The organism is Oscillospiraceae bacterium (assembly GCA_035353335.1).
Lineage (GTDB): Bacteria > Bacillota > Clostridia > Oscillospirales > JAKOTC01 > DAOPZJ01.
On sequence record DAOPZJ010000002.1, the window covers coordinates 68,130 to 91,634 of the forward strand.

Annotated in this window: 17 protein-coding genes and 1 other annotated feature (1 of these 18 cut by a window edge); of the genes, 8 read left to right on the forward strand and 9 right to left on the reverse strand. The window is 49.9% G+C overall.

Features of this window, described 5'->3' with window-relative positions:
• Positions 1-218: 218 nt before the first annotated feature.
• Both PKH29_00985 and PKH29_00990 read right to left on the reverse strand, forming a co-directional pair.
• Positions 219-1,874: a DUF4179 domain-containing protein gene (locus tag PKH29_00985; GenBank protein ID HNX13410.1), complete on the reverse strand. Its 1,656-nt coding sequence runs from the start codon at positions 1,872-1,874 to the stop codon at positions 219-221.
• The gene (locus PKH29_00990) at positions 1,843-2,340 is read right to left on the reverse strand and encodes an RNA polymerase sigma factor (GenBank protein ID HNX13411.1); all 498 of its coding nucleotides are present in this window, start codon (positions 2,338-2,340) and stop codon (positions 1,843-1,845) included. The genes PKH29_00985 and PKH29_00990 overlap by 32 nt, the downstream gene beginning before the upstream one ends.
• 639 nt (positions 2,341-2,979) lie before the next feature.
• Here PKH29_00990 and PKH29_00995 point away from each other — a divergent pair.
• The 6 genes from PKH29_00995 (at position 2,980) to PKH29_01020 (ending at position 8,603) form a co-directional block, all read left to right on the forward strand.
• Positions 2,980-3,324, forward strand: a complete 345-nt coding sequence (locus PKH29_00995) for a hypothetical protein (GenBank protein ID HNX13412.1) — start codon at positions 2,980-2,982, stop codon at positions 3,322-3,324.
• 126 nt (positions 3,325-3,450) lie between these two features.
• A complete protein-coding gene (locus tag PKH29_01000; protein ID HNX13413.1) occupies positions 3,451-4,953 on the forward strand; it encodes a hypothetical protein in 1,503 nt (500 codons plus the stop codon).
• 67 nt (positions 4,954-5,020) lie between these two features.
• On the forward strand, positions 5,021-5,389 hold the full coding sequence (locus PKH29_01005) for a hypothetical protein (protein HNX13414.1): 369 nt from the start codon (positions 5,021-5,023) through the stop codon (positions 5,387-5,389).
• A gap of 15 nt (positions 5,390-5,404) precedes the next feature.
• A complete protein-coding gene (locus PKH29_01010; GenBank protein ID HNX13415.1) occupies positions 5,405-6,799 on the forward strand; it encodes a hypothetical protein in 1,395 nt (464 codons plus the stop codon).
• 8 nt (positions 6,800-6,807) lie between these two features.
• A complete protein-coding gene (locus PKH29_01015; protein ID HNX13416.1) occupies positions 6,808-7,908 on the forward strand; it encodes a hypothetical protein in 1,101 nt (366 codons plus the stop codon).
• A 17-nt stretch (positions 7,909-7,925) separates the two neighbouring features.
• The gene (locus PKH29_01020; GenBank protein HNX13417.1) at positions 7,926-8,603 is read left to right on the forward strand and encodes an ABC transporter ATP-binding protein; all 678 of its coding nucleotides are present in this window, start codon (positions 7,926-7,928) and stop codon (positions 8,601-8,603) included.
• A gap of 148 nt (positions 8,604-8,751) precedes the next feature.
• Here PKH29_01020 and tuf read toward each other — a convergent pair whose 3' ends face one another.
• From tuf to rpoB, 6 genes are all read right to left on the reverse strand, one after another.
• Positions 8,752-9,954 (reverse strand): elongation factor Tu, encoded by a 1,203-nt coding sequence (gene tuf, locus PKH29_01025; GenBank protein ID HNX13418.1) that lies wholly within the window; start codon positions 9,952-9,954, stop codon positions 8,752-8,754.
• A gap of 94 nt (positions 9,955-10,048) precedes the next feature.
• Complete coding sequence (fusA, locus tag PKH29_01030; GenBank protein ID HNX13419.1) at positions 10,049-12,136, reverse strand: elongation factor G; 2,088 nt, start codon at positions 12,134-12,136, stop codon at positions 10,049-10,051.
• Between the two features lie 178 nt (positions 12,137-12,314).
• Positions 12,315-12,785 (reverse strand): 30S ribosomal protein S7, encoded by a 471-nt coding sequence (rpsG, locus tag PKH29_01035; GenBank protein ID HNX13420.1) that lies wholly within the window; start codon positions 12,783-12,785, stop codon positions 12,315-12,317.
• Between the two features lie 211 nt (positions 12,786-12,996).
• Positions 12,997-13,434: a 30S ribosomal protein S12 gene (gene rpsL, locus PKH29_01040; protein ID HNX13421.1), complete on the reverse strand. Its 438-nt coding sequence runs from the start codon at positions 13,432-13,434 to the stop codon at positions 12,997-12,999.
• A 116-nt stretch (positions 13,435-13,550) separates the two neighbouring features.
• Positions 13,551-17,072, reverse strand: coding sequence for a DNA-directed RNA polymerase subunit beta' (rpoC, locus tag PKH29_01045; GenBank protein HNX13422.1), 3,522 nt, complete (start codon positions 17,070-17,072; stop codon positions 13,551-13,553).
• 18 nt (positions 17,073-17,090) lie between these two features.
• The gene (gene rpoB / locus PKH29_01050) at positions 17,091-20,795 is read right to left on the reverse strand and encodes a DNA-directed RNA polymerase subunit beta (protein ID HNX13423.1); all 3,705 of its coding nucleotides are present in this window, start codon (positions 20,793-20,795) and stop codon (positions 17,091-17,093) included.
• Positions 20,796-21,175: 380 nt separating this feature from the next.
• Between rpoB and PKH29_01055 the strand changes: the two genes are divergently transcribed.
• Positions 21,176-22,105: a GDP-mannose 4,6-dehydratase gene (locus PKH29_01055; GenBank protein ID HNX13424.1), complete on the forward strand. Its 930-nt coding sequence runs from the start codon at positions 21,176-21,178 to the stop codon at positions 22,103-22,105.
• A gap of 50 nt (positions 22,106-22,155) precedes the next feature.
• Here the strand turns inward: PKH29_01055 and PKH29_01060 are convergent, their stop codons facing one another.
• On the reverse strand, positions 22,156-22,329 hold the full coding sequence (locus PKH29_01060; protein ID HNX13425.1) for a hypothetical protein: 174 nt from the start codon (positions 22,327-22,329) through the stop codon (positions 22,156-22,158).
• A 187-nt stretch (positions 22,330-22,516) separates the two neighbouring features.
• Here PKH29_01060 and PKH29_01065 point away from each other — a divergent pair, with 187 nt between their 5' ends.
• Complete coding sequence (locus tag PKH29_01065; GenBank protein ID HNX13426.1) at positions 22,517-23,242, forward strand: hypothetical protein; 726 nt, start codon at positions 22,517-22,519, stop codon at positions 23,240-23,242.
• Between the two features lie 102 nt (positions 23,243-23,344).
• Positions 23,345-23,505 (forward strand) — a binding site (T-box leader) (it continues 50 nt past the right edge of the window).

A 23,505-nucleotide genomic window follows, 5' to 3' on the forward strand; every position in this document is an offset into this window, starting at 1 on the left:
CCTGCGTGAGAACAATTCTCACCGCATACCATTATACCACTTTCCAACTTTGTCGGTCAATAGGGATTCTGCCGCCAACCTTACCTCCCTTGTTAAAGGGAGGGGGACCACTAAAGCGCCGTTTAAGCGCTTTAGTGGTGGAGGGATTCATTACCGGCTGTAAAAGCCGAGTAAGCGAAAAAGAACGGCTTTCGCCGTTCTTTTCATCAGGTTATTCCTCACTTAAACGTAATCAACTGTAAAAGCGCATCGAGCGAATAATACGGCCAAGCATTCGTGTTTTCGTTCAACTGCAAAACAATCAGCTTTCCGCCCGTCTCGAAGAAGAAGTAGTGAGTATGAGTCATCGCACCGCCCAGAATACTAGCTGTGATATCGGCATACCGGACATTGCCCAAGGAGCAAGTTCCATCTTTGATCGTCGTATTGGAAACCGCCCAGTTGTATTTCATGAAGTATTCCTGCAGCATCCGGTCAGCTGCGGCGGAGAAGGTCTCCCCATTTAGTTCGTAACCGGTCAGGGTGATCATGCAATCATGCCCGTTAATTGTGCAGGAGTTCTCGCTCTCGTAACGCGGGCTTCCACAATACTTGTATCCTTCTTTTCGCTCTTCAGGATACATCCCATCGAGATAAGTGACCAATTCGTTTCCGAGATCAAATACCAGATCGAAAACTTCGTATTTGGGTACAATCTCGGTTCCGGTCTCCCGGTCAATCACCGGCAGATTTACATCCATCGGGAACTCCACCGTGTCATAGACCATGAATGACTTGACTTGCGATGTGTCCATTACTTCATTGAACAGATATATACCCGTATTGGCGGAAATTCTGATGCCCATTTCGTCCTGAGACATCTCGGTGAGTGTCTTTTCTGTGCCATCGCCAAACACAAGTTCGGCGCTGCGATATAATGAACCGTTGATATAATCCATAAAACCAGCTCTCTGCATTCCCGAACTGCTTAACGCACCGGTACTCTTCACATAGACCGCCAGCGGCGTGATCGTCACGGTATCAGCAAGCCGAGTGCCGTTAAACAGCATTGTCGGATGCGTCTGCTTGAGATACTGCCTGTAATACTCCTGCACCGAGCGGGTGACCGACGGCGCTTTCTGAGTCATTTTCGGTAATGTAAGTTCCGGACCGCCGGAAAAATTGCCGTACCAACTACCGCAAGTTCCTATGCCGATATTTAACGTCTGATTCTCACCGTTTATAACATAGAGCGCATAGTAATCGGTATCCTCTGTTTTCAAATTATCGATCGCATGAATCAGATATTTCGCATCATTTTCCTCTTTAAATGCCGCATTGGGGCGAATTAAAACAAGCTGTTGGTATGCGAATATTTGATTTTCAAAAGTGCTGTACCCGTTAAATGTCGTGAAATATTCCGGGTTATCTTGCGAATTATAATATTCGAGAAAACGATCGGCATTTAAATTCACCTGAGCAAAGCTCTTAAATATCATCGTGCTTCCGTTATCAATCGCCTTCGAAACCCCGACCGTCAGCCGCTTGACCGAGAAGATATACGCGGTGGTGTATTCATCGGCAACCGCCTCATGCAGCGTCAATTCGTAGTTTTCATCCGATGCTTTAGTGTTGATGATCTCGCTGTACGGCATGATCGGCTCGATGTTTTCGCCGTAAATCGATTTAAACAGCGCTATCCCTCCGACCGCAGCCGCCGTGACCACCAAAACCGAAGCAAGGATGATGCTGGCCATCGCCGAAACCGACCGCTTGACAAACGGTTTTGCGGTTGCTGTTATTTCCGAAATCCTGTTTTTAACCCGGTATTTCAACTCCTGCGGCATGACGTATTTTTCGCCGTCAAATACCGCTTTGAACTCTTTTTCCCTCATCGCACTCTTCCTCCATTTCCATGTGCAATAATTCTCTCCCGCGCTTCACGCGTGACCAAAATGCTGATTCGGTGATTGCAAGCATCTTGGACGCCTCCGCGCCGGTATATCCCTCGTAGTAGTAAAGATACAGTGCCTCCCGGTATTTTTCGGGGAGTTCTTCAACTGCGAGCACCGTCAAATCCTCGGCTGGCGCGGCGGGTTCAGGGATGGAGTCGAACTCCACCCTCGTTTTGCTCCACCAGTTGGCAAGGACGTTTTTACATCTGTTCTTCGCGGCGACGATCAGCCAGGCCTTCAGATGATCGTCCCCGTTGAACGCTTTTGGGTGAGAAAGGAGCTTTAAGAATATGTCCGCCACGGCGTCTTCCGCATCTGCCGGATTTTTGAGATACATCATGCAGACGCGATAGACGGTGCCGGAAAATAAGTCATACGCGCGCTCGACAAACTTTGCATCGGCCATCCTCAACGCCCCTTTCACTCATAAAACAATCGAAGTTCCTGTTCTAAATCCCGAATACCGGATATATCATTTTTTAAATGTCGAAAATTAAGATTTAATGTCGATTATTAATTGTTATAATTGTATTGACATTTATTTGGATTTGGTGTAATATACTAGAAGATAGAGATTGAGGAAGAAATAGATGAGGAAATTTCAATAAAAGAAGGGATATAGCGCAAAATTAGAGTTACATATATGAGTTATAATATGCATATTAATTATTAATATGTAACCGTTATTCGAAGGCTTATTAAGCGAATTCGTTTTAATAAAATTACGATTTGAAGGAGGTGAAAACGCGATGGGAGCATGGAAATCGGTTTTCTTTCGGATGCGTTTGATTTTCATTGGAAACGATTCTGATCAAGTTGGTTTCGCCGATAATAAATCGGAGAGGATCAAACGGCATGTTTCCTGTCAACTGTGTCGGGCAACAGGGCCCGTACGGGAAGTACTGATTGAGATTGTTTGACCGGCTTCCGAGGAATACAGGTCTTCGAAAGCCGGTATCATCCGCCTGTGAATTAAAAAGTATGCAGCACAATGGTATTGACCGACTGTGTCGAATATGGTAAAATATATAAGGAGGAAATAAAAATGTTTAAAAAGATTCGCAAATATCTGATCGTCCTGATGGCGGTTCTCATGGTGGCGTCACTCGCTGTCATTCCGATGAGCGCCGTTTGTTCGATTGACGGTGATTACGATCAAGACGAATATCAACAACCAGACGGCTTTTGGGTATATGCTGCTAATGGATGGGCATATTATTCTGATTCACCGTTCTCGTGTTGTTTGACAACTACAGCCGGAACCAGTTGGGGTTACGGTGAACCCGGCGGTACCTTGGCACGCGCCCAAGTTTATGTTAGTGGTTTAACTTATCAAGATGCTTTGGCTCATGATGTAACCAACTTCACATATAGTTGTTTTTGTCATTGAGTCTCTTCCCGGTGGAAATTAATAAAGATTATCTTTATTAAATAATAAAACCGGCGTGGGTTCTCCCACGCCGGTTCACCGAATTTAGTATATGATAATTAGCTAAAATATATGAAAGGATTTATTATGATGATAAAGAGGGCAGTGCTTTTATTATCAGTAACACTTATGGTATTTTTAACAAGTTGCGAAAATAAAAATATAACTATTGAAAAAAGATATGAAATTCCTATATCAGGAAATACTCGCTCGATTAAAAACTTTGTTGATAGTAATGGTGAATTATACACTTGGGGATTTGACAATTATTTGGGGGGAGAGAGCTCAAAAAGTACCTCTGGTTCATTGGCAAATGTCTCCTCATTAGGCCAAGGCGATGTGTTATATAACAACTCCCCCACGCGGATCTATTCGAATATAAAAACTCTTTATATGACAAGAGCGGTCACATGGGATTATAAAATGTTAGAATGGGGTTTCCGGTCTGATAAAAAGGCGACAACACCAAAAGTGGTGCGGGATGATGTTTCATATATTTTTGAAAATTTTTATATTACATCTTCGGGTGACCTTTATTCATATATAATGTTTGATGACCACTCAAATGAAAAAAATTATGAGACCGGAGATGTATTGATCGATACTGGCGTGGTAGATTTAGAATCGGTAGCATATGGAATTGATAACAACGGATTTATCGGCTTAAAAAAAGATGGATCTGTATGGGTTTATACATTCTATTACGGTGACCTTAAAAATAAATTTAAAGTTGCTGAAGGTGTAAAGCAGATGTACACAGGATACTTGGCGAGCGGAACGGTCTTTTTATTAAAAAAAGATGGGTCACTTTGGAGTTTTGGCAATAATGAATTCGGGCAATGTGGTAACGGTGAATACGGAGATTTGAACCTTAGTACGATTGATTGCGTTGTTTCCGAACCATACAAGGTGCTAGAAAACGTGAAAAACATGTACTACAGTCGTTGGCGGGCGGCATATGCAGTAACCGAAAACGGTGACCTATATGGATGGGGCTGTAACGATTGCGATTTATTTTTACAGGGCGGAGAAAAAACGATGCATTCCGATAGTATACATTCGATCTTTACTACACCTGTTTTAATTATGAGTGGTGTGAAAGAAGTGATTTACAGCGGAAACTTCAATACAGCTTGCCTGATAATCAAAAAAGATAATTCTTTATGGGCATGGGGGACAAACGCTTATGGAGAACTCGGAAATGGGACGCTGCCAAAGGTTGAAAATTACGGACCTGCGGCTTTGAGCGAATTACTGATAGAATATAAAGCCGAGTTTTTCGAGCCGATAAAAATTCTCGACGGGGTCAAGCGGTATGTCGGCTGTCAGGATTACCTGCAATTCGTTGAGATGTTAGACGGCAGAATCATGTATTGGGGACTGGATTATCTTGTGGTGGATGAGGAAGATGATTGGGACTTCCAAAGCAGTTGGAATGATCTGTTATTTGAAAAGCACTATATTATTCCTATACCGATTGAGTTCACAGTTGATACATATTTTCAGACCGCTCTGGATTATATTGCTGCGCAATCAGGTGTGGATGTCTCGCAATATGAGGCGGCGCATTATATTAATGACCAAAACTGAGTGATTCATACGTTTTAAAAATGAGATATCCACTTTACGAACTTAGATTTGAAAGGGGACATGATTCATGAAAACACGCAAATATATGGCACTGGTAGCAACCGTATTAACGATCACGATAATTTTATTGGCAGGATGTTCATCGAAAAAAGCGTTTATTGGGGAATGGAGATATCAGGAATCGCTGGCAAAAATTACTTACATCTTTAAAAAAGACGGTACAATGTCGTATATTGTGTCAATAGCTTCAGTGGGTGGAGGAAGTAATGATAATAAAAACGAAGGTGAATACCTGATTAAAGACGGTAAGTTAATCATGAGCGGATTATATCTAGATATAGAAAACAAGGAATACAGCTATTTACTGAGCGAGGATGGGAAAACACTGATACTAACAAGGGACGGCGAGGATATTGTGCTGACTAAAGCCGAATAAAGAAGGTGAAATTTAATGAAAATTATCTTGGAGCAGGCGTTTCACAGCTTGACGCGCCGAAAGCTCCTCTCCGCGTTGATCATTGTGATGATGGTGGTCGGCTTGTTTCTGATTATCGGCGCGATGGGATATGCCGAGCACAACGAAGAACGCGTGAACGACTTTTATTCGGCATATCCGGTGGATGAGTATCGGTTTTTCATCCAGCAACCAATGAATATGGGTGAAAATACATTTGACTATACCGACGGGCAGGTCGAAGGATTGCGCAATTACTTCCGACAGATCAACGCCGCACCGGAGTTCGAATTTTTACATTTTACGGATAGCGCTCTTTCTTTATATGATTTAAAGGTTGGGGATAATTGTCTGGTCGGTTATCAGGATTTCGATGCGGCGCGCGAAAGAATTTTTATAGAGAGTACCGGTAAATATCTGTCGAATGCGGCAGCGTATTCGATCGACGCCCGTGTTTTCGAACGATTTAATCTAAAGACAGCGGTCGGAATCGACTTTCGAAATTTCGATCACACCGATTATAACGCCAAGTTGATTCCAATCGTCTGCGGCTGGGCATGGCACGAATATTATAAGGTTGGCGATATTTTGCAAGGTGCATCGTATTTATATAACGGATTTCCGCAAGATTATCAGATTGTAGGTTTTCTCGAACCCGGAACTTCGATTTTACCGCCGGATGCACAGGACTTTGAAACGATTGTATCATTAGATACTTATATATTGATTCCCTATCTGGATTACACCCTCATGAAAATGCCGACAGAGCCGGATAGGAATGATCCTGCATATTCGACATTATCATATTACGAAAAATACGGAAGAGTATCATATATCATGCAATTAGGAAATTTATGCGAGGGAATCATTTTCACAAAAGATGTATCATATCCAATCGATCAATATGTCAAGCAAAACGGATTCTCCACGCTTTCGCCGCGTCGCGTGATGATGATCAGTGACAGCTTCAAACAGAGTGCCAATGATTATTTCGACTTATTATTGCTGGCTTCGGTATTGATTCTCGCCAGTTCTACTTTGTGCTTGTCGTTAAATTTAGCTAACAAACTGATGGCTTCATTCAAAACCTATACCATTCATTTGATCTCGGGCGGGACGGTGGCGCACATCAAGTGGTTCATGGTGTTCGAAGTGTTGGTGATCATGTTTATCTCGAATATCGGGGCGTTTTTATGCGCGCTGTTTTTCGGCGGCGGGGTGTTTACATATAGCCAAATGGGCATTTTCGGGGTTCACGTCTCGGAAATCAGCCCGTTCTCCGCCGCATGCGCCGTTGGCGTGAGCTTGGTCGTTTCACTGATTGCGCTTGCTTTCCCGCTGATTAAAATTTCCGTTGTGGAATACGACACGCTGCTGCGGGGAAAGGAATAAGTGGATATATGGAAAGAGATACGGTTTTTAAAAAAACGCGTAAAAAACATGCGAAATTGCGGATAAAAATCGAAGAGTTCGCGCTTGTAATCATCTTTGCGGCGATTGGTGTGGGCACCATATTTTTCGGCAGTTATGCGGTTGAGAAATATGAAATGAATCAAGCCGAGCAAGGTTTATTTAGCCAGAATGTATTCGTTATGGCTATGCGAGATGTGACCGGAAAAATCGACATCACGCAGCAGGTGATGAGTTTTGTTAAAACTGAGGGCGATGTGATTATTTATCAGCGCGCACCGCTGCGTGATTACGCGGTCGCTTTCAGCGGTCAAATTCCGGCATCAATTCGAGTGACATACGGCAGATATTTCGATGAATTTGATTTCGGGATTGGAAAACACTATAGCGTTTTCGGAAAGAGCGTTTATATGTCGTCCGTCGTACGTGAGGACGGTGTTGATTACTATATCGACAAGACCACCGGGCAGAAGTGGGAAGCAATCGGAGCTGTCGGATATCCGGTAGTAAGCGATGTAAATATGATCAGAATGTTCAACATGGATGCCTACGGGGCATATGTGAGTCAATTGAATCCTTTTATTGTGGACTACGTCGGCGAGAACCGTAAAGAAGAGTTAAAGGCAGAATTGAGCGCAATTATTACTTCGACCGGTGCCACAGTTGTTGAGTTGGAAGTTCCAAGTTCAGCGTTTACAGTGTCCGGTTTTTTCAATATGGAGCTGTTGAACCTGATCATGTTGATCTTTGCTTGTTTCTGCGTGGTGCTCTCGACGGTACCGCTGACGCTGTTTTGGGCCGAGCGGCGCAGAAAGCGGGTGGCGGTTCAACGGATGCTTGGGTTTTCGACTTCGTTTACCCTGTGGCGGATGTTCGGACGATTGATGATTTTATTCCACTTGGGGTTTTTACTCAGTTACGGTGTATATTTCATTATTGCAAAAGTCGGATATCTTAATTTGAAATCGTTTTTCAGCCCGGAAATGCTGGTGGCATATTTGGGTGCATTGGTGTTTAATATCCTGATTGCAGTCGTGCCGTTTGTGCAGACCATGCGGGTCGAGCCGGGTGACGCGCTGAGAAGAGAATAATGATTGGGGGAGAGATTATGGAAAACATTATTGAATTGAAAGACGTCCACAAGTATTACGGAAAGGGAGACGGACTGGTCAAAGCCCTGAATGGCGCGACGCTTGATATCAAAGAGGGCGAGATGTGCGCTGTGATGGGTAAGTCCGGTTCTGGAAAATCAACGCTGCTCTATGTCATGGCCGGGCTGAACAAGGTGGACAAGGGGGATTATCGATTTCAAGACAAGCCGGTTAATCTCAAAAATCCGAACGCCCTGTCGCGGTTTCGCAAGGACAATATCGGGTTAGTCGTGCAGAACTTTGCCTTGATCGAGGATCAGACGGTGTTTTACAACGTCGCATTGCCGTTGAAGTACAAGGGCTTGGGCCGCAAAAAAATCCAGAAACGGGTTATGAAGGTTTTAGAAATGCTCGAGATTGCCGACAAAGCCAAAAATTATCCGGGGCAGCTCTCGGGCGGGCAGCAGCAGCGTGTTTCAATCGCGCGGGCACTGGTTAAAAAAGCGGAAGTATTGCTTGCCGACGAACCGACCGGATCGGTTGACGAAGCCACCGAGGACAACATTATGGCTCTATTTCGCAAGATCAACACCGAGCTCGGCAAGACTATTGTGATCGTGACCCACGATGAAAAGGTGGGCAATCTCTGCGACCGGATTATCCGCCTGTCAGACGGGCACGTGGTAAGCATTTAATTAATTTGTAAACAAGTTACTTACTAGAGATATTTTTTGTAATAGAAAAAATACGAATAAAATCTGATTGGCTTGCAAAAATCATAAAAATATTTATAAAAAAACAGAGGCACAAAAGTGCCTCTGTTGATGCCGTTTAAAACCGGAATTATTCGTTGATGTCGATGACGGAGCCCGAGCCGACGGTTCTGCCGCCTTCGCGGATGGCGAAGCGCAGACCTTTTTCGATGGCGATCGGGGTGATCAGTTCGACGTTCATCTCGATGTGGTCGCCCGGCATGCACATCTCAACACCCTCGGGCAGATTGATGACGCCGGTAACGTCGGTCGTTCTGAAATAGAACTGCGGACGATAGTTGTTGAAGAACGCGGTATGACGGCCGCCCTCTTCCTTGGTCAGGACGTAAACCTGAGCCTTGAACTTGGTGTGCGGCTTGATGGAGCCGGGTTTGCAAAGAACCTGCCCGCGCTCGATCTCGGACCGCTGAACGCCGCGCAGCAGAGCGCCGACGTTTTCGCCGGCCGCGGCGAAATCAAGGGTCTTGCGGAACATTTCAAGACCGGTGACGACGGTGGTCTTGGTTTCTTCGGTCAGACCGACGATCTCAACGGTGTCGCCGATTTTAACGGTGCCGCGCTCGACTCTGCCCGTTGCGACTGTGCCGCGTCCGGTGATGGTGAAGACGTCTTCAACCGGCATCAGATAGGGCAGATCGGCCTTTCTCTGGGGAGTCGGGATGTATTCGTCAACGGCCTTCATCAGTTCATGGATGCAGACGTATTCGGGGGCGTTCGGGTCGGTGGATTTGCTCTCGAGAGCGTTTCTTGCGGAACCCTTGACAATCGGGATCTCGTCGCCCGGGAATTCGTAGTAGCTCAGAGTCTCACGAACTTCCATCTCGACGAGTTCGATCAACTCGGGATCGTCAACCATGTCGGTTTTGTTCAGGAAGACGACGATTGAGGGAACACCGACCTGACGCGCGAGCAGCAAATGCTCTTTGGTCTGTGTCATCGGACCGTCGGTGGCTGCGATAACCAGAATCGCGCCGTCCATCTGGGCCGCGCCGGTGATCATGTTTTTGATATAGTCGGCGTGCCCCGGGCAGTCGACGTGTGCATAGTGGCGGGCATCCGTCTGATATTCGACGTGACGGGTGTTGATTGTAATGCCGCGGGCTTTCTCTTCCGGGGCGTTGTCGATCTGATCATATGCCATGAACTGCGCGCCGCCTGCCATCGCCAGGACCTTTGTGATCGCTGCGGTCAAAGTGGTCTTGCCATGGTCAATATGGCCGATGGTACCGATGTTTACATGGGGCTTGGTGCGTTCAAATTTTGCTTTTGCCATTGTACTCTCCTCCTAAATTGGTTACGTTTGATATTTTAACATATTTTTTCGCTTTTGCAAGGGTTTTATCCAAAACCGACCAAACAGTCCGCCGTCAGGCGTTGGAGCGTGATCCGCGCACGTTCAGGATGTTCTCTGAGACGTTTTTCGGGATCTCCGAATAATGACAGGGCTCCATCGTATAGTGCCCGCGGCCCTGGGTCTTGGAACGCATATCGGTCGCATATCCGAACATCTCGGAAAGCGGTACGAGCGCGTTCACCTGTTTTGCGCCCGCCATATCGTCGATGCTTTGAATCTGACCGCGGCGGCTTTGCAGGTCGCCGAGGATATCGCCGAGATAATCCTCCGGGACGATGACCGAAACTTTCATAATCGGCTCCAAAAGAACCGGATCGGCTTTTGACATCGCGTCTTTGAAAGCCATTGAACCGGCGATTTTGAAGGCGAGTTCAGACGAGTCGACTTCATGGAAAGAACCGTCATAGAGCGTGACTTTGACGTCGACGACCGGATATCCGGCCAAAACGCCCGCCTGCATCGCGCCGACAATGCCCTGACGGGCCGGTTCGATGAATTCTTTCGGGATCACGCCGCCGGTGATGGCGTTGACGAATTCGAAACCTTTTCCGGCTTCGTTCGGCTCCAGCTTGATCTTGACGTGGCCGTACTGGCCGTGTCCGCCCGATTGGCGCGCGTATTTGGTGTCGGCCTGCGACAGCTTGCGCACGGTTTCGCGATAGGCGACCTGCGGTTTGCCGACGTTGGCCTCGACCTTGAATTCGCGCAGCATCCGGTCGACAATGATCTCAAGATGAAGTTCGCCCATGCCTGCGATGATCGTCTGGCCTGTTTCCTCATCGGTATAAGTCTTGAAAGTGGGATCTTCCTCCGCGAGTTTGGCGAGGGCGATGCCCATCTTCTCCTGACCGGCTTTGGTTCTGGGTTCGATTGCGACCCGGATGACCGGCTCGGGGAATTCCATCGACTCGAGAATGATCGGTTTTTTCGGATCACAGAGCGTGTCGCCGGTCGTGGTGTTGCGCAGCCCCACGGCTGCCGCGATATCGCCTGCGTAACAGGTCTCGACATCGGTGCGGTCGTTGGCGTGCATCATCAAAATGCGTCCGATGCGCTCATTGTTGTCCTTGGTGCTGTTATAGACGCCACTTCCGGCGTCGAGTGTGCCTGAATAGACCCGGAAGAAACAGAGCTTTCCGACAAAAGGATCGGTCGCGATCTTGAAAGCGAGCGCGGAAAACGGCTCCGTATCGGAGGAATGCCTGTATTCTTCTTCGTCGTTCTTGGGATTGATGCCCTTGACGGATTCGATGTCGGTCGGCGCGGGGAGATAATCTACGACGGCGTCGAGCAGTTTCTGAACGCCTTTGTTTTTATAGGACGTCCCGCAAACCACCGGAACCATCGTGTTGTCGATTGTTGCCTTGCGGATCGCGGCTTTCATCTCATCGATCTCAAGGGGTTCGCCGCAGAGGAATTTTTCCATCAGGTTGTCGTCGGTGACGGCGACGGCTTCGATGAGCGTGGCGCGGTATTCCTCGCAAAGCTCCTTCATATCGCCGGGAATCGGTTCGTTCAGAATATCGGTGCCGCGCTCGTTGGTGTAGACATACGCCTGCATCTCGAGCAGATCGACCAAACCCGCAAAATTCTCTTCCTTGCCGATCGGGAGCTGAATCGGAATCGCATTGCATTTCAGACGGTCCTTCATCATACTGATGACGCGGAAAAAGTCGGCGCCGGTGATGTCCATTTTGTTGACATACGCAAGGCGCGGAACCTTATACTTGTCCGCCTGACGCCAAACGGTCTCGGACTGAGGCTCAACGCCGCCCTTGGCACAGAAGACCGTCACCGACCCGTCGAGTACGCGTAAGGAACGCTCGACTTCAACGGTGAAGTCGACATGCCCCGGCGTATCAATGATGTTGATGCGGTGTTCCTTCCAATAGCAGGTCGTTGCGGCGGATGTGATCGTGATTCCGCGCTCCTGCTCCTGCTCCATCCAGTCCATGGTGGCGGCGCCGTCATGCACCTCTCCCATCCTGTGCGTCTTTCCGGTATAGAAAAGAATGCGCTCGGTGGTCGTGGTTTTGCCGGCGTCGATGTGGGCCATGATGCCAATATTTCTTGTTTTCTCCAAAGAGACCTGTCTTGGCATTGAAAAAAATCCTCCGAATAAATTACCTGAAATAAAAAACAAAATATTGCTTGGTATTTGCAACCGCAATGCAAAAATTCAAAATTTAAAAACCTGAATTGCACCGAGGTTGGCAGCGCGCGCTACGATGCTTACGCCAGCAGATGCTTCCCCGCGTTTGACCGCGGGTTCTCACCCGCTACCAGCGGAAGTGTGCGAACGCCTGGTTGGCTTCGGCCATCTTATGCGTGTCTTCACGCTTTTTGACAGCGTTGCCGGTGTTGTTGTAGGCATCGAAAATCTCGCCTGCAAGCCGCTCGCCCATGGTACGTTCCGAACGGTTGCGCGAGTAGCTGACCAGCCAGCGCATGCCGAGTGTCTGTCTGCGCGCGGGTCTGACTTCGAGCGGTACCTGGTAAGTGGCGCCGCCGACACGGCGGGCCTTTACCTCAAGAGACGGCATAATGTTTTCAAGCGCTTTTTCAAAGACCTCAAGGGGATCTTTATCCGCCTTGGTTTTTACGATCTCGAAAGCGCCGTATACAATTTTCTGAGCGACACCCTTTTTGCCCTCCAGCATGATGTTGTTGATCAGGCGGGTAACCGTCTTGGAATTGTAAATAGGATCCGGCAGAACGTCACGTCCTGCCACCGCACCTCTTCTTGGCACTTCTCTTCCCTCCTTCATTAATAATGAGCTCAACGGTACTCGGAACATTTTCATCCCATAAATTACTTTCTGGGGGATGTTTGATTTTATAAATCAAACTCCTGAGTTAAAAATTTTATTTTTCAACTTTGTTCCGCGGGCCAATGCCGAGGCGATATATCGTTATGCGAATACGCTTCTCGTCATTGACTGAATTTTTGAAAACAAACGGTTATTTTTTCGCCGTTGTCTTCTTTGCGGCTTTGGGACGTTTCGCGCCGTACTTCGAACGCGCCTGATTGCGGTTCGCGACGCCCTGCGTGTCCAATGTGCCGCGGATGATGTGGTAACGGACGCCCGGCAAGTCCTTGACACGACCGCCGCGGATCAGCACCACACTGTGCTCCTGCAGATTGTGGCCGATTCCCGGGATGTAAGAAGTCACTTCCATTCCGTTTGTGAGACGCGTTCTCGCAATTTTGCGGATGGCGGAATTCGGTTTTTTCGGGGTCATGGTTTTGACGGCGACGCACACACCGCGTTTCTGGGGGCTGTTCTGCTCGATCGGAATCTGCTTCTTGGTGTTCAGACCGTGCAGCAAAGCGGGTGCTTTTGCCTTCTTGACTGACGTCTCTCTGCCCTTGCGCACCAGTTGGTTAAAGGTTGGCATTGTTTCACCTCCTGCTTATAAAATCTTCTGCCGTTTTACCGGCACAAGGCCGCCGACGAAACGGCAACCTTGGTAGTATATCACAACAATACCGATTTTGTCAAACTCTTTCGCTTTTACCTCGACAGGTTTTCCTCGAGTTCGATATCGCTGTAACATTCCATTCCCGTACCGGCGGGGATCAGTTTTCCGATGATGACATTCTCCTTGAGTCCGAGCAGCGGGTCGCTCTTGCCCTTGATGGCGGCGTCGGTCAAGACGCGGGTGGTCTCCTGGAAGGAGGCCGCCGAAAGGAACGACTCGGTCGCTAACGACGACTTGGTGATCCCCATGATGACCGGATGGCAGGTTGCAATAGCAAAGCCGTTTTCTCCCGTTTCAATGTGCTTGCGGATCTCGTCGTTTTTGGTGTCAAAAGCGATTTTATCGACCGTGGAGCCGGGCAGCATGTCTGTGGTGCCGGGATTGTCGACCTTGACTTTGCGCATCATCTGCCGGATGATGACTTCGATGTGCTTGTCGTTGATTTCAACACCCTGCTGGCGGTAGGTGCGCTGCACCTCAGTAATCAGATAATCCTGAACGGCTTCCGCGCCCTTGGTCGCAAGGACGTCTGCGGGGTTGAGCGCGCCTTCGGTCAGCGAGTCGCCGACCGTGAGATAGTCGCCGTTATGAACTCTAATACGGGCGTCATACGGAATCAAATAGGATTTGGACTCACCGGTCAGCTCATTTGTGACCACGATGTGACGGTTTCGGATGACGTCCTGAATCTCAACCACGCCGCTGATCTCGGTGACGATGGCATTGTTTTTCGGCCTGCGGGCTTCAAACAGTTCTTCGACTCTCGGAAGACCCTGTGTGATGTCTTCAGCCGAGACGACTCCTCCGGTGTGGAAGGTACGCATCGTCAGCTGGGTGCCGGGTTCGCCGATGGACTGGGCGGCGATAATGCCGACCGCTTCACCGATCTGAACCGGCTTTCCGTTCGCAAGGTTCGCACCGTAACATTTTGCGCAGACGCCGTGTTTCGCTTTGCAGCCGAGCGTCGAACGCAGAAGGACGTCGGTGACGCCCGCGTCCAAAATGGCTTCCGCGTCATTTGCGTCAATCATCTTATCGATTCCGACAATCACTTTCCCTGTTTTCGGGTCGGTGACCGGGTTGACCGCATAACGGCCGATCAAACGCTCTCGCAGCCCTTCGATCTTCTCGTCACCGTCGCTGAGTTCGTGGACGAGCAGTCCTTCCTTGGTACCGCAATCGATTTCGCGGATGATGACATCCTGCGAAACATCGACCAGACGGCGTGTCAGATAACCCGAGTCGGCGGTACGCAGCGCGGTGTCGGCAAGGCCTTTGCGCGCGCCGCGGGAGGAGATGAAGTATTCCAGAATATTCAAGCCCTCGCGGTAGTTGGATTTGATCGGGATTTCGATGGTCTGACGGCTGGTATTCGCAATCAATCCGCGCATACCTGCCAGCTGGCGGATTTGATCTTTGGAACCGCGCGCGCCGGAGTCGGCCATCATATTGATCGGATTATAACGGTCGAGGTAGTCGTTCAGTGCTTTGGTGACTTCGTTGGTGGTGTCGTTCCAGGTCTTCAGGATCGCTGAAGTACGGTCGGCCTTGGACAGGAAACCGCGTTCGAATCTCTTGTTGATGTCGAGAATTTTCTGATCTGCCGCCGCGAGGATCTCTTTTTTCTGCGGCGGAATTTTAACATCGGAGACCGAGATGGTCAGGCCGCTCTTAGTGGAGTATTTGAAGCCCTGCGCCTTGATTTTATCGAGCATCTCGGCGGTGACGGCGCTGCCGTGGACCGCGATGCACTTGCTGATGATGCTGCCGAGGGCTTTTCTGGTCACGAGGAACGAGACCTCAGGTAAAAAGATATTTTCTTCAATACTGCGGTCGATGAAGCCGAGGTCCTGCGGAATCGGCTCGTTAAAGATCAAAATGCCGATGGTGGTCTCAATCACGCGGCTCTTCTGGATTCCGTTGATAGTCTTGGTGACACGGACTTTGATCCGGGAGTGAAGAGTGATGTCGCCGTTGTTATAAGCCAAAACCGCTTCGCTCTGGTCGCGGAAAGCTTTGCCCTCGCCGGGTTCGCCCTCTTTTTGAAGCGTCAGATAGTAAGAACCGAGCACCATATCTTGTGTCGGAACTGTGATCGGCATACCGTCGGACAGCTTTAACAGGTTATTGGACGCCAGCATCAGGAAACGCGCTTCTGCCTGTGCCTCCGCTGAAAGCGGGACGTGTACGGCCATCTGGTCACCGTCGAAGTCGGCGTTAAAAGCCGTACAAACGAGCGGATGGAGCTTTAAGGCGCGGCCTTCGACCAGCACGGGCTCAAAGGCCTGAATACCCAGGCGGTGCAGCGTCGGCGCGCGGTTCAGCATAACCGGATGATCCTGGATGATCAGTTCGAGCGCGTCCCAAACCGGGGCACCCGCGCGGTCGACCATCTTTCGGGCTGACTTAATATTGTTTGCGGCGCCTGTTTCGACGAGGCGCTTCATCACAAACGGCTTGAATAATTCAAGCGCCATCTCCTTCGGGAGACCGCACTGGTGCATTTTCAGTTCCGGGCCGACGACGATGACCGAACGGCCGGAGTAGTCGACGCGTTTGCCGAGCAGGTTCTGACGGAACCGGCCCTGCTTGCCGCGCAGCATATCGGAAAGGGACTTTAGAGGACGGCTGGACGGACCGGTGACGGTTCTGCCGCGTCTGCCGTTGTCGATGAGGGCGTCGACCGCTTCCTGCAGCATGCGCTTCTCATTCCGGATGATGATGTCCGGAGCCGAGAGCTCCATCAGTTTGCGCAGACGGTTGTTGCGGTTGATGACTCTGCGGTATAAATCGTTGAGATCGCTTGCGGCAAATCTGCCGCCATCGAGTTGGACCATCGGGCGGATATCCGGCGGAATGACCGGCAGCACCGTCAGGATCATCCATTCGGGGCGGTTGCCGGAATTTCTGAAGGCCTCACAGACCTCGAGCCGTTTTAAAATACGGAGTTTTTTCTGGCCGGAGGCATTCTCCAGCTCGGAGTGCAGCTGTTCGGACAATCCGTCGAGATCGATGCGTTCGAGCAGCTTGCGGATGGCTTCTGCGCCGATGCCGGCCTCGAACTCATTTTCATACTTTTCACGCATGTCCTTGTAATCTTTCTCGGACAGCAAGGTGCCTACTTCAAGCGGGGTATCGCCCTGATCGGTGACGATATAAGCCGCGAAATACAGCACTTTTTCGATGCTCTTTGCGGGAATATCCATGATCAGCGCCATGCGGGACGGAATCCCGCGGAAATACCAGATGTGCGACACCGGCGCAGCCAGTTCGATGTGGCCCATGCGCTCCCGGCGCACCTTGCTTCTCGTGACCAAAACGCCGCATTTATCGCAGACCTTGCCCTTATAGCGAATGCGCTTGTATTTTCCGCAGTGGCATTCCCAGTCCTTGGTCGGTCCGAAAATGCGCTCGCAGAAAAGTCCGTCGCGCTCGGGTTTTAAAGTTCTGTAGTTGATGGTCTCGGGCTTCTTGACCTCGCCGTAAGACCAGGACCGGATCTCGTCGGGTGAGGCAAGCCCGATTCTTATACTGTCAAAAACATTAAATTCCATACCTGTATGCCCCTCTCTTTATTCGTCGTCGCCGTCGCTGACGGTATCGTCCGAAGCATCATCCTCGAATTCGCCGTTCGCTGTAAATTCGGCATCCTCGCCTTCGCCCTCTTCACCTTCTTCGTCGCCGTCGGGTAAATCGGAATCGTCGACATATTCGGCTTCAAAGACAGGTTCCTCATGTTCCTGATTCGGGGTAAGGATATCATCATCGTCGAAATTCTGTTTCAGTGAGATGATATCGCCTTTTTCGTCGAGCACCTTGACGTCGAGCGCAAGCGATTGGAGTTCTTTGATCAGCACCTTGAACGACTCCGGGATACCCGGTGTCGGGATGCTCTGCCCTTTTACGATGGATTCATAGGTTTTTACACGGCCGTTGCAGTCGTCTGATTTGACGGTCAGAATTTCCTGCAATGTGTAGGCGGCGCCGTAGGCCTCAAGGGCCCAGACTTCCATCTCGCCGAAACGCTGGCCGCCGAACTGGGCTTTGCCGCCCAGCGGCTGCTGCGTGACCAGCGAATAAGGACCTGTTGAACGGGCATGGATCTTATCGTCAACCAGATGGTGGAGTTTCAGGAAGTACATATATCCAACCGTGATGCGGTTGTCAAACGGTTCTCCCGTTCGACCATCGTACAGCACGGATTTTCCGTCTTCGGAAAGGCCGGCTTTCGCAAGGCATTCGCGGATATCCTCTTCGTTCGCGCCGTCGAAGACCGGGGTCATGACTTTCCAGCCGAGCGCTCTCGCGGCGTAGCCGAGATGGACTTCCAAAACCTGACCGATATTCATACGGGACGGAACGCCAAGCGGATTTAAAACGATATCCAAAGGCCTTCCGTCAGGCAGGAAAGGCATATCTTCCTGCGGCAGGATGCGGGACACTACGCCTTTGTTTCCGTGGCGGCCCGCCATCTTGTCTCCGACCGAGATCTTGCGCTTCTGCGCGATATAAACCCGGACGACCATATTGTTGCCCGGCGCCATCTCGTCGCAGTTTTCTGCAGTGAAAATCTTGCGGTCGACCACAATACCGTATTCGCCGTGCGGAACGCGCAGCGAGGTATCGCGGACTTCGCGGGCCTTGTCTCCGAAGATGGCGCGCAGCAGCCGTTCCTCTGCAGTCAGCTCGGTCTCGCCTTTCGGGGTGACCTTACCGACGAGGATGTCTCCGGCACGCACTTCCGCGCCGATGCGGATGATGCCCTGCTCATCAAGGTCTTTTAAAGCTTCTTCGCCGACGTTCGGGATATCACGGGTCACTTCTTCGGGTCCGAGTTTGGTGTCGCGGCATTCGAGTTCGTGTTCTTCGATATGAATCGAGGTGAACACATCGTCGCGCACGATCTTCTCATTAATGAGGACCGCGTCTTCGTAGTTGTAGCCCTCCCAGGTCATAAAGCCGATCAACACGTTCTTGCCGAGCGAAATCTCGCCCTGGCAGGTGGCCGGGCCGTCTGCAATGACTTGCCCCGCCTCGACTTTTTCGCCGACTTCGACAATCGGGCGCTGGTTGATGCAGGTGCCCTGGTTGGAGCGCATGAATTTGATTAAATGATAGCTCTCTTCGCCGCCGTTGTCGGATTTAATCACGATCTTGTCAGCAGTGACGGATGTGCAGATACCGGCGTTTCGCGCTTTAAGCACGACGCCGGAGTCATATGCGGCTTTGTATTCGATGCCGGTCGCGACGATCGGCTGTTCGGTGACGAGCAGCGGGACGGCCTGACCCTGCATGTTCGAGCCCATCAGGGCGCGGTTGGCGTCGTCGTTTTCAAGGAAAGGGATCATCGCGGTCGCGACGGAGACGACCATCTTCGGCGAGACATCCATATAGTCGATCTTATCGCGTTCGATCTCGAGGATCTGATCGCGGTAACGGGCGTTGACACGGGGATTGACGAAGCGTCTTTCCTCATCCAGCGGCTCGTTGGCCTGCGCTACAATGTAATTGTTTTCGGTATCTGCGGACATGTATTCGACGGTTTCAGTGACTTTTTTCGTGGCTTTGTCGACTTTCAGATAAGGTGCTTCGATGAAACCGTATTCGTTGATTTTCGCAAAAGTCGCCAGATAGGAGATCAGACCGATGTTGCTGCCTTCTGGGGTCTCGATCGGGCACATTCTGCCATAATGCGAATAGTGGACGTCACGGACTTCAAAAGAGGCGCGGTCACGAGAAAGACCGCCCGGTCCGAGTGCCGAGAGGCGGCGTTTGTGTTTTAATTCCGCAAGCGGGTTAGCCTGATCCATGAATTGCGAAAGAGGCGAAGAGCCGAAAAACTCCTTAATCGCGGCAGATACGGGTCGGATCGAGAGCAGGCTCTGGGGTGTGACGGTCTCGCTGTCGGCCAGCTGCAGGGTCATGCGCTCTTTAATGATGCGCTCCATGCGGGCAAAGCCGATACGGAACTGGTTTTGCAGCAGTTCGCCGACCGAACGGATGCGGCGGTTGCCGAGATGATCGATGTCGTCAATAATGCCGACGCCGCTTGCAAGACCGTTGAGGTAGTTGATGGACGCTAAAATATCCTCAAACATCATGTGTCTGGGGATCAGATCGTTCAGGCGCTCATATAGTTCCTGTTTCAGCGCATCACGGTCGAGCTCCTTGTCCAAAATCTCGCGAAGCAGCGGAAAATAGACCTTTTCGTAGATGCCGATTTCCCTGATCTCATCTTCGGTCAGATCGACAAAGCCGCGGATGTCCACCATCTTATTGGTGAAGACGACGACTTTTTTGTCCTCGACAGAGAGCAGTACGCGGTCGATACCGCGGTCTTCCAAAAACTTGGCGCGCTCGCGGGTCAGGGTCTCGCCGGCTTCGGCGAGGATCTCGCCGGTCATCGGATCGGCGGCCGGTTCGGCAAGGATTTTACCGACAATGCGGTCGCAAAGCGCAAGCTTTTTATTATATTTGAATCGTCCGAAGCGGGCAGTGTCATATTTGCGGGGGTCAAAAAATTGGCCGTTGACAAGCGAATAAGCCGAATCGACCGTCGGCGGCTCGCCCGGGCGCAGTTTGCGGTAGACCTCGAGCAGCGCTTCTTCGGTATTGCGAGTTCCGTCTTTTTGCAGGGTGGATTCGATGCGGTCATCCTCGCCGAACAAGCCCTTGATGGCATCGGTCTCGGGAATGCCGAGTGCGCGAACGAGACAAGTCATCGGAAGTTTGCGGTTTTTGTCGATGCGGACATAGAACGTGTCCGAGGTATCGGTCTCATATTCGACCCAGGCGCCGCGGTTCGGTATGATGGTAGCCGAATAGAGCGGTTTGCCGCTCTTGTCGTAAGCCATGTCGAAGTACACGCCCGGCGAGCGGACGAGCTGCGAGATGATCACGCGCTCCGCGCCGTTGATGATGAAAGTTCCGCTTTCGGTCATCAGCGGGAGATCGCAGATAAAGATGTCGTGCTCGTTGATCTCGCCGGTGGTCTTGTTGTGCAGGCGGGTTTTGACGAACAGACGGGTGGTGTAGCTGACGTCGCGTTCTTTGCACTCGGCGACGGAATATTTGGGTTCCTTGTCGGTGCGGAAGTCGATGTAATCCAGCGTCAGATTATTGTTATAATCCGAGATTTGAGAGGCGTCGCGCAGGACTTCTTTCAGCCCTTCGCGCATGAACCACTCGTAGGAGTCGCGCTGAACTTCGATGAGGTTGGGCATCTCGGCCACCTCGTTGATGCGTGAGAAACTCTTGCGCTCGGTTTTTCCGAGCATCACAGGTTTCACGTTGACCACTGATGTATCACTCCGTTTTTATAAAATCGGCCGCCACCGAATCCGGCGACCTGAGTTGTCAAAGTAAAGAGGTTAAATTTTTCCCGTTTGGTGAATCCGGAACTTGTTTTTACGAACTTTTGCCGCTTTCCGACACTTGTCCGAGCTGCACCGGGAAGTCCTATCCGCTTTTAGCGGCATACCGTCCCATGATAAGCGTTAGAGTATTATACTATTGTTTGCAACCCATGTCAAGAAAATTTTTAAATATTTATTATGTTTTTTTAATTTACCTTTCATGTATTTTATGCTAAGATGGTAAATATTGTACTTGGTCTGATTATTGGCTGAAACCAATTCTTTCATACAGGAGTAGCTACATGAAAATCCTTGTCACAGGCGGAGCCGGTTTTATCGGCTCAAATATGGTCAACGTTTTAGAGCAGAACGGCCACGAAGTGGTCGTCATCGATAACCTTTCGACGGGCAAAATCGAAAACCTTAAAACAATTCTTCCGTTCACCAAGTTTTATCTTCAGGATATCCGCAACCCTGAAATTAAAAAGCTGTTCGAGCTCGAGCGCCCAGAGATCGTCGTCCATTTTGCCGCGCAGGCCTCGGTCATTGATTCGGTCAAAGACCCGATGTTGGACGAAGACATCAATCTGAAAGGCATATTGAACCTGATTCTCTCCGGCCTCCAAACCGGGTTGAAAAAATTTATCTTTATCTCCACCGGCGGGGCGATTTACGGCGATGCCGACCAAGTTCCCACCGCCGAGACCTATCTGCCCGATGCCGTCTCCCCGTATGCACTAACCAAAAAAACCTCTGAGAATTACCTCGCCGTTTTTCATAAACTCTATTCGTTCAATTATACGGTCCTGCGCCTCGCCAATGTCTACGGCCCACGCCAAATACCGAAAGGCGAGTGCGGCGTGGTTCCGATCTTTTTCGATAAATGCTTAAAAAACGAGGACGCCGCCCTGCTGACTTATCCGGATATGCCGGACGGCACCTATCGGGATTATGTCTATGTCGGCGACGTCTGCGCCGCGGTCTTAAAGTGTCTTGACCAGGGAGATAACGACATTTTCAACATCGGCACCGGTGTACAACTCTCCATGCGCGAGATTTTCGAAGAGATCAAAGCTATTACCGGATCAACCAACAAACTAATTACAAAAGGTCCTCGCCTCGGCGATGTCCGAAAGAGTGCGCTGGATTGCCGCAAAGCAAAACAAATCCTCGATTGGCAGCCCAAGGTCTCTTTTTCCGAAGGTTTAAGTCTCACTTACCAATATTTATAAGACCTGTAAAGAAAAAAGGCATATTTTCTTGCATTTCAACACAGATCATGTTATTGTGTAAATATATGGATGATCGTTGAAAGCAGGGATGACATGAACAAAAGGATTAATTTCTCCTTCCTCGTCTTGATCTCGGGATTGGCTTTTTGCCTTCTCTTTGGTTGTTCCGATTTGCCGGAAAGCAATTCTTCCCGAATCAGCCAGACCTCTTCATCATATTTCATAACTTCTCATGCTTTTTCGTTTCCACCCGTCTCGTGGGGAAAGACTTCATCCATACCCTCCGCTGTTTCGGAACCCCTCCCTCCGGAACTGTTATTGAAGTTCGCGGTTACCGGTTTTAATACACATTCGATTCCGATTGGTTTGTATTATTATTACTACTCAGAAGGCCACCCGCCAGCGGATTTTATGACCAATTTTCGCAGTATTTCGGCTTGTTATGCCGCCATTGCCGCCGCCGATAAATTTAATCGCACTCGCTCTTATGAGCGTCCTTACGATCTCGCTTTTGCACCTTGGTCAGACGAATTGGCCAAATCCTTTGAGACTGGCGATTTTACCTTAGGTAAGGTGCCCGTTGCTAAGGACGCAGTGATCTTCGTAACCCGGACCAAGGAACCCAAAGAACAACCACAATTCAACCTGACGAGCGAACAGATTCATGCTCTATTCTTCGAAGGTAAGACGGTCTATGTCAACGACGAGGGCGTCCAAAGACGGCTTGTGCCTGTGGGCGGATATTCTCAAACCGAAATCCCGGAATTGCTTGATATCCATTATGAGACCTTCCCCGACACCGTCATCAGCGATTTCGGCGAATTGGATAACCCAGCGACCGTCGACGTTGGAGATGATAGCGTTGTCTTGATTTGGCCGGCCTATTATATCCGCGGAACCCGAGGCCCTGCCGGTCTAAACGGCGTAATCGCTTCAATCGACGGAATCACACCGGACATCGACAATATCATTAACGATACTTATGCCTATTCCATCACCTACTATGCGATTTTCGACTCAGCCAACGCCGAGGCCAAAGCGCTTGCCGAACTGCTCGGCAGCGAAAAGGGACAAAAAGAGATCATTCCCAACAGCGCTGCCATTGCCAATCTGAACGGCGAATCATCTCACCTTTAACTTTTAATTATGAAAACCGAGCGCCGTATAACAACCGGTGTCCGTTTTCATTCCGCACTTGAAAGTTCCCCCAATTCATGCTAAACTAAGACAAATTGAATGATAAAGGCGTTGAAGAGAACCAGTAAGCAAGTTTTGTTCGTATTCAGAGAGAAGGCGGCCGGTGAGAGCCCTTCATGAACAACTGCCGAACCCGTCTCGGAGCCGCTGCGCGAAACAAGCGCTGCCGGGTTCTCCCGTCACAGAGAAAAGAGGTGACCGCC

Bases quoted from the DNA above. Each gene is read 5' to 3' on its own strand.
- PKH29_01020 (HNX13417.1), top strand. From the start codon at position 7,926: ATGGAAAACATTATTGAATTGAAAGACGTCCACAAGTATTACGGAAAG.
- PKH29_01055 (HNX13424.1), top strand. From the start codon at position 21,176: ATGAAAATCCTTGTCACAGGCGGAGCCGGTTTTATCGGCTCAAATATG.
- PKH29_01010 (HNX13415.1), top strand. From the start codon at position 5,405: ATGAAAATTATCTTGGAGCAGGCGTTTCACAGCTTGACGCGCCGAAAG.
- PKH29_00985 (HNX13410.1), bottom strand. From the start codon at position 1,874: ATGAGGGAAAAAGAGTTCAAAGCGGTATTTGACGGCGAAAAATACGTC.
- PKH29_00995 (HNX13412.1), top strand. From the start codon at position 2,980: ATGTTTAAAAAGATTCGCAAATATCTGATCGTCCTGATGGCGGTTCTC.
- tuf (HNX13418.1), bottom strand. From the start codon at position 9,954: ATGGCAAAAGCAAAATTTGAACGCACCAAGCCCCATGTAAACATCGGT.
- rpsL (HNX13421.1), bottom strand. From the start codon at position 13,434: ATGCCAACCTTTAACCAACTGGTGCGCAAGGGCAGAGAGACGTCAGTC.
- PKH29_01060 (HNX13425.1), bottom strand. From the start codon at position 22,329: ATGAAATATGATGAAGAGGTCTGGCTGATTCGGGAAGAATTGCTTTCC.
- rpoB (HNX13423.1), bottom strand. From the start codon at position 20,795: ATGCTCGGAAAAACCGAGCGCAAGAGTTTCTCACGCATCAACGAGGTG.
- rpoC (HNX13422.1), bottom strand. From the start codon at position 17,072: ATGGAATTTAATGTTTTTGACAGTATAAGAATCGGGCTTGCCTCACCC.
- fusA (HNX13419.1), bottom strand. From the start codon at position 12,136: ATGCCAAGACAGGTCTCTTTGGAGAAAACAAGAAATATTGGCATCATG.
- PKH29_01065 (HNX13426.1), top strand. From the start codon at position 22,517: ATGACCAATTTTCGCAGTATTTCGGCTTGTTATGCCGCCATTGCCGCC.
- PKH29_01000 (HNX13413.1), top strand. From the start codon at position 3,451: ATGATGATAAAGAGGGCAGTGCTTTTATTATCAGTAACACTTATGGTA.
- PKH29_00990 (HNX13411.1), bottom strand. From the start codon at position 2,340: ATGGCCGATGCAAAGTTTGTCGAGCGCGCGTATGACTTATTTTCCGGC.
- PKH29_01015 (HNX13416.1), top strand. From the start codon at position 6,808: ATGGAAAGAGATACGGTTTTTAAAAAAACGCGTAAAAAACATGCGAAA.
- PKH29_01005 (HNX13414.1), top strand. From the start codon at position 5,021: ATGAAAACACGCAAATATATGGCACTGGTAGCAACCGTATTAACGATC.